At 43.3% G+C, this 5,746-nt stretch carries 4 protein-coding genes and 1 pseudogene; 1 reads left to right on the top strand and 4 read right to left on the bottom strand.

The features are described from left to right. Positions 1–343: 343 nt before the first annotated feature. Complete coding sequence (locus V7D75_RS09390; protein ID WP_333614349.1) at positions 344–1,132, top strand: hypothetical protein; 789 nt, start codon at positions 344–346, stop codon at positions 1,130–1,132. A 99-nt stretch (positions 1,133–1,231) separates the two neighbouring features. On the opposite strand, the gene V7D75_RS09385 is transcribed toward V7D75_RS09390, so the two are convergent. From V7D75_RS09385 to V7D75_RS09370, 4 genes and pseudogenes are all read right to left on the bottom strand, one after another. Beyond that, on the bottom strand, positions 1,232–3,853 hold the full coding sequence (locus V7D75_RS09385; RefSeq protein WP_333614348.1) for an ABC transporter permease: 2,622 nt from the start codon (positions 3,851–3,853) through the stop codon (positions 1,232–1,234). Continuing rightward, positions 3,831–4,529, bottom strand: a complete 699-nt coding sequence (locus tag V7D75_RS09380) for an ABC transporter ATP-binding protein (protein ID WP_333614347.1) — start codon at positions 4,527–4,529, stop codon at positions 3,831–3,833. Before V7D75_RS09380 ends, V7D75_RS09385 begins: the two co-directional genes overlap by 23 nt. Continuing rightward, positions 4,526–5,356: an arylesterase gene (locus V7D75_RS09375; RefSeq protein ID WP_333614346.1), complete on the bottom strand. Its 831-nt coding sequence runs from the start codon at positions 5,354–5,356 to the stop codon at positions 4,526–4,528. The genes V7D75_RS09380 and V7D75_RS09375 overlap by 4 nt, the downstream gene beginning before the upstream one ends. A 111-nt stretch (positions 5,357–5,467) precedes the next feature. Then, positions 5,468–5,746, bottom strand: a pseudogene (locus tag V7D75_RS09370) (MFS transporter); the annotation flags it as partial.

Here is a 5,746-nt window from a genome sequence, read left to right as displayed (position 1 = left end):
CGTATAAGCAGGCATTTAATCTAAACGGCAGTTACACAGAATGTGGGATGGTCTCCTTTCGTTCAATATTTCAAAACGCTTTTTCCATCGGCTATAGACGTGATTGATGTTATTCTTAACGAAGGTGATATCAAAAATTATCAAATACGCGGTGATATGATTGGCAACTTTTGGCTACTCCAAATGCTTTGATATTAATAAGTTATTTCACCTAATAAGACTAAAAATAAATAGATTTTTGCAAGGTCAATATATGGCTATATGAGCTTTCTATTTGTAAGTGAATAGTCATTACAAACCCACTTGATATACATCTTCTATTTTAGTCATAGGAAACCTTTTAATGAAACCAGATTTTTCAGAGTCTACTTATGCATTCTCTCTAGTAAACGAAATGAATAGAATGTATTCATTTAATCTAGCACCAATATTTCCTTCATTGTATGAAGAAGGGAAAACAGGTGGTTATGATACTGAAGTAAGCATACATGGAGTTCCATTCTTCTTTCAGTTTAAGCTATCAAATTTTCTATCAAGATTTAACGCAAAAAACTATAAGGTCTTTAATAGCTCTTACTATCAATTTCATTTACATGCACGTAAAAAATCTAAACAACATGACCTGTTACTTCATCTTGAGAATAGTGGTAATCCAGTATTTTACGTTGCGCCTAGGTTTTATAAGCACAATGACTTAAATGTGAATTTTAGAAATAGTAATATGGTCTCAGAATCTATTTGGATTACAGCCAAAGAAATAGGTGCTTTACCTGATGACGACCCTCATTCAGTTTGTTTCAATGAAGATAATACATTGGTTTATTTGTTTTCTGAACCTAGGCAGATAAATAGTAAGTTTAGCAGCATTAATAATATTTCAGATGATTTGAATGGTTTTAATGCTTATCTTGACTATTTTAAAATGTCATCTAGTTATGAGAAGTATCACAAAGATACTTGGGAAGGTTTGTTTAATCAGATGGTCTATATTATTAATAAGCATTCAGGTAATAGTTCATTAAGTAAAGAGAATATTAACAATTACGTTGATGATATTAATAGTATGAAAAGCAAATGTGCATTTTTATCAAGACTGTTTTTTGGTGCTGAGATGCTAATTTTAAATACTTAGTCTAAATCAGAGGCGCGGTATAGCCCTGATAATAGCGGATAGCAGGATTAGCTACTACTAACCCGCCATCAACTCTTATTAAACCTTCAAACTCATGCCCTAAATCATCGCCCTTACCCTAGCCATAATCCCACGCCCAATCACCAGTCTCACATAAATAATGGCAATGGCAAATAACAGTGCGACTAACGCCACACCGCCAATAGCCAAGCTTGCCCAGGGCACACTAAAGCGCAGATTGAACCATTGGGTAATAGCAGCCCATGCCCCGATATTAGCGATAATGACCGCAAATAAAGCGGCACTAATACCAAGTATGCCAAGCTCTAAGATATTGAGCATATATAGGTCACGCTTTTGCATTCCGAGCAGCCTAAATGATGCGCTGTCTTTCATGCGGTCTTGCGAGGTAGAGAGTAGCGAGCTAATCAAAACCATAATACCCGTCAATAATGCCAGAAAGGTGAAGACATAAACCAAACGGCTCATTTGTACCACTAGCTCTTGGACTTGCTGCGCGATTGCTGTGCCGTCGATGGTCGTTATCGCAGGAAACTCGCGAACTAGCTGACCTTGGAGCTTTGGAATCTCTTCTGCTGCGACGTGGGCGGTAGCAAATTGGATTTGCGGCGCAGCTGCTAACACTTCAGGCTCAAATAAGAAGTAAAAATAAGGACTGGGTCCTTTCTCATAGCGCGAGCGGATACTGGTGATTTGCCCGACGATCTCAATCCCTTGAATATTAAAGCGCACTTGATCACCCATGCCAACATTTAGCAAACTGGTTGCCGTATCCAAAATCGATAATGGCGCAACGGTTTGCGCTGAGTCACTATCTACAGTATCAATAGGGGCATAAAGCTCGTTTTTTACTAGTGAATCAGTAATAAACTCAGTGTCCATCACTGTATCGGTATAGCTTAAATTAAAAACCCGCATCGGGTCATCAAAGCCGTCCGTAGGTTCGATATCTTGTACGGGTACATTATTAGCCGTGACGACGCGGGCACGAATGACAGGATAATAGCTGACAGGTGCAGCAATGATGTTATTAATCGCATCATGCTGGTCACTTTGAATATCGAGCAAAAATAAATTGGGCGCATCTTCAGGGTAGGCATTAATAAACTGGGCATTGATACTATGATTGAGCGTGGTAATCAAAGTTAAGACAGCCACTGACAGCGATAAGGTGACAAAAAACAATGCCGACTGATTGCCTTTACGCGCAAGGTTATGAATAGCGATACGCTGCATCCAGCTGATATTAGAATGCTTGGCAAACTTAGTCAGCAGCCATAACCAACCGCGTGCCAATAGCCAAAATATCGCGACAAAAGCAGTTAAGCCTATTAACAGCTGCGCACCTAGTATCAGAGAATCTACTTCATAAGCAAAAAACACATAGAGACCAACTAGCATCATCCCATACCAAAGTAACGGCAAACGTTGATACCACGGTAGATTTTGTAAGTTTGTACTTGCTCCTTGATTGAGTAAAGTCGCAGGTTTGGTCGTACTTAGTGTGCTTAAACCACGCTGAGCGATAAGCAAGGTCAGCACTAGCGCGATAATAATAGTTTTAATGGCGCTAATCGGGTTGATTGCTAGTCCAACATCAGTTGGCAAGATAGCAATGAGATACGGCTGACCGACCTTCAGTAAGCCGAAACTCACGATAACCGCGGCAATACAAGCAATGATAGTGGTAACAATCAATAGCTGATAGTAGCTGCGTTTTAAAGATTTAAGCGGCTCACCTAATGCCAAACGAATCGCATTACTAGACTGCTGCTTGGTCACAAAAGCCGTAATCACGCCATACATCGCCACCGCAGATAATAACAGTACGGCAATGACGAGCAGCTTTAAAAACATCAAGACATTGTCGGAGATACGCGAGACAGAAGTATCTGCTGACTCGGCATCAGAGAGCTCAATATCAGGATACTTGCTAAGTATTTGCGTCAGCTTTTCTCGTTGCACGGCCATTAATTCAGGCGCGCCGGCCAGCTCAATACGATAATTAATGCGGCTACGCTGTCCTAATAAGTTGGTCGCCGCGAGCGCATCCTCATGCATCAAAACGCGTCCGCCAAAACCAAAGGCAGTCAGTGGACGGTCAGGCTCTTTGGTCAGCACGTCGCTAATAATGAACTCAGCATCACCAATGGTAATTTGGTCACCAACACTGGCGTTTAAGCTGTTCAATACTTCGGGCGCGACGACGACATTCGCAGCGCTTAATTGTGTCCAAAGAGGCTGCCCTGAGGCAAGCTCAGCGTCTCCATATAATGGATAAGCTGGCGAAACCGCTTTAACGCTGGCAAGTAAGGTTTGCTCATCGGTCACTACCATGGCGCTAAACTGATAGTCATATACTATTTGCGTATCAGCGACCGTCTCTACCTGCGCTAATACCTCGCTTGGCCAGTCTTGCTTACTGTTTAGAATCAAATCCCCGCCAACGAGGGCGCGCTGATTGTCATTGATATAGGTATCAACCGATTGCTGGATAGAATCTAAAGTCAGGTAAGTGGCAAGCGAAAGAACTAGCGTGATTAAGAATAAGACGGGATAGATCCAGCGCTGCCACCAGCTACGACTTAAGGCTTGCGCGCCCAAGCTTTTCGAAATTAACAGGCGATTAAATAGTTGGCTTATGATGCCACGCGAATCATTTGACTCATTATCCATGTTATCCATTGGTTTTTGATCCATCTATCATACCGTCATGCATGGTAATGACGCGATCTGCCATCTCCGCTAGTGCGGCATCATGAGTGACGACGACTAGTGCGGAGCCAACTTGCTGGCGTAAATCTAATAACAGCTGCATGACTTGACGGGCATTTTGCTCATCTAAGTTACCAGTTGGTTCATCGGCAAAGACGATTTTTGGCTGCGATACCAAGGCGCGGGCAACGGCAGTACGCTGCTGCTCACCGCCTGATAATTGGTTAGGCAAGCTATCACGCCGATGCCCTAAATCAACTGCTTCAATCAGCTTATTTACACGTGCTTTATTCGGACGGCGGGCAATATCCAGCGGAAAGGCAATATTCTCGCTGACAGTTAATGTCGGCAGTAGATGAAACGATTGAAAGACAAATCCCATCTCACGTTGGCGAATGACCGCCAGCGTATCTTCATCAAGGCTGCTTAAGGTTTGTCCCGCTAACTCAACTGAGCCACTATCAGGATAATCTAACGCTGCTAGTAATCCGAGCAAAGTCGATTTGCCTGAGCCGGATTTACCCATGATGACTACGAACTCGCCCGCATCGACATGAATGTCGACGTCTTTAATGATGGATAATGATTGGTCACCGACTTGAACGGTTTTATTCAGCTTGGAGGCGGTAAGTAGTGTTTTGTTATTGGCTGTAGCAGTCATTGGGTGGTCTCAGTAGGCGTGCTAGATTTTGTTGCCGTATCGGTATGGGCTGCTTCTAGCTTTTCGATTTCAGGTTGCAGAACTGGCAAAATATTGTCGTTGACGATAATAGTATAGCCCTCGCGGGTTGGATGAATGGCATCGGCTTGGTTGAGCTTAGGGTCGCCACCCACACCGTCTAAAAAGAACGGAATCAGCGTCACATTCATATCTTTCGCCACCCTTGGATATATCGCAGCAAACGATTCGACGTAATCAGCGCCAAGATTGTCATAAATCTGCATACCACCCAAAATCACTTCGCTACCGCCATCTTGAAGGCGTTTAATAGCAGTGCGAATATTGGCTTCGACCGTTGCCACATCAATACCACGGATGGCATCATTGGCACCGATGGTCAAAATAGTAATATCAGGTTTGGTTTGCAATACCCAATCGAGTCGATTGACAAGCCCGGTACTGGTCTCACCGCTTAATCCTGAATTGATTACTTTGACATCCTTGTAGCCCATCTCTTTTAAGCGCGCTTCTAGCTGCGCGGGGTAATTGGCATCATTATCAACGCCAAGCCCTTCAGTTAACGAATCGCCCAATGCCAAGATGGTTAAAGGTGCTTGCTGCTCAGCTGAATTCGTTGACTCATAAGATTGCGTAGATTCTGGTGTTTGAGCTTCAGCCATTGTCGTATTGACGGCCGGATTATTATTTTGAGTATTGTCAGCCGTGTTTGTGTCAGGCTGCTGTTGACAACCGCTAATAGCGATTGCAAGGCTCAAGGCGGCGACCGTGAGCAAACGCTGCGGTAGGCGAGAGGGAGTGTTTATCATGATTCTGCTGTCCTAAATACAATAAAGTCAGTCTAGCAGAATCAGGTAAGTAGCAATATGGTACAAAAGTTAATTGATTGACGACGAAGGTTAATTGCTTGAAGATAAAAATTAAATCTTTTTACCATCAACCATTAGTGGGCGGCTAACCAGCCAAGCAAACCCCACGTTGATAATCATCAATACCAGCATAATGAATAACGGCAAATCCCAGTTGTCCGTTGCTTCATGCAACCAACCAGTGCCAAGTGGACCAAAAAACGCAATCAGATAACCAATGGCTTGCGCCATGCCCGACAGCTCGCTTGATTGATTGGCGGTATAAGTACGCATCGAAAACAGCATCATACTTAAAGTGAAAATCGCCGAGCAGCCCATGCCCATTAGTCC

Source organism: Psychrobacter sp. (assembly GCF_036731945.1).
Lineage (GTDB): Bacteria > Pseudomonadota > Gammaproteobacteria > Pseudomonadales > Moraxellaceae > Psychrobacter.
The sequence above is the reverse complement of the archived record's forward strand: the minus strand, read 5'-3'. Positions and strand labels throughout refer to the sequence as shown.

Excerpts from the sequence above, each read along its gene's own strand:
- V7D75_RS09390 (WP_333614349.1), top strand. The coding sequence starts at position 344 with ATGAAACCAGATTTTTCAGAGTCTACTTATGCATTCTCTCTAGTAAAC.
- V7D75_RS09385 (WP_333614348.1), bottom strand. The coding sequence starts at position 3,853 with ATGGATCAAAAACCAATGGATAACATGGATAATGAGTCAAATGATTCG.
- V7D75_RS09380 (WP_333614347.1), bottom strand. The coding sequence starts at position 4,529 with ATGACTGCTACAGCCAATAACAAAACACTACTTACCGCCTCCAAGCTG.
- V7D75_RS09375 (WP_333614346.1), bottom strand. The coding sequence starts at position 5,356 with ATGATAAACACTCCCTCTCGCCTACCGCAGCGTTTGCTCACGGTCGCC.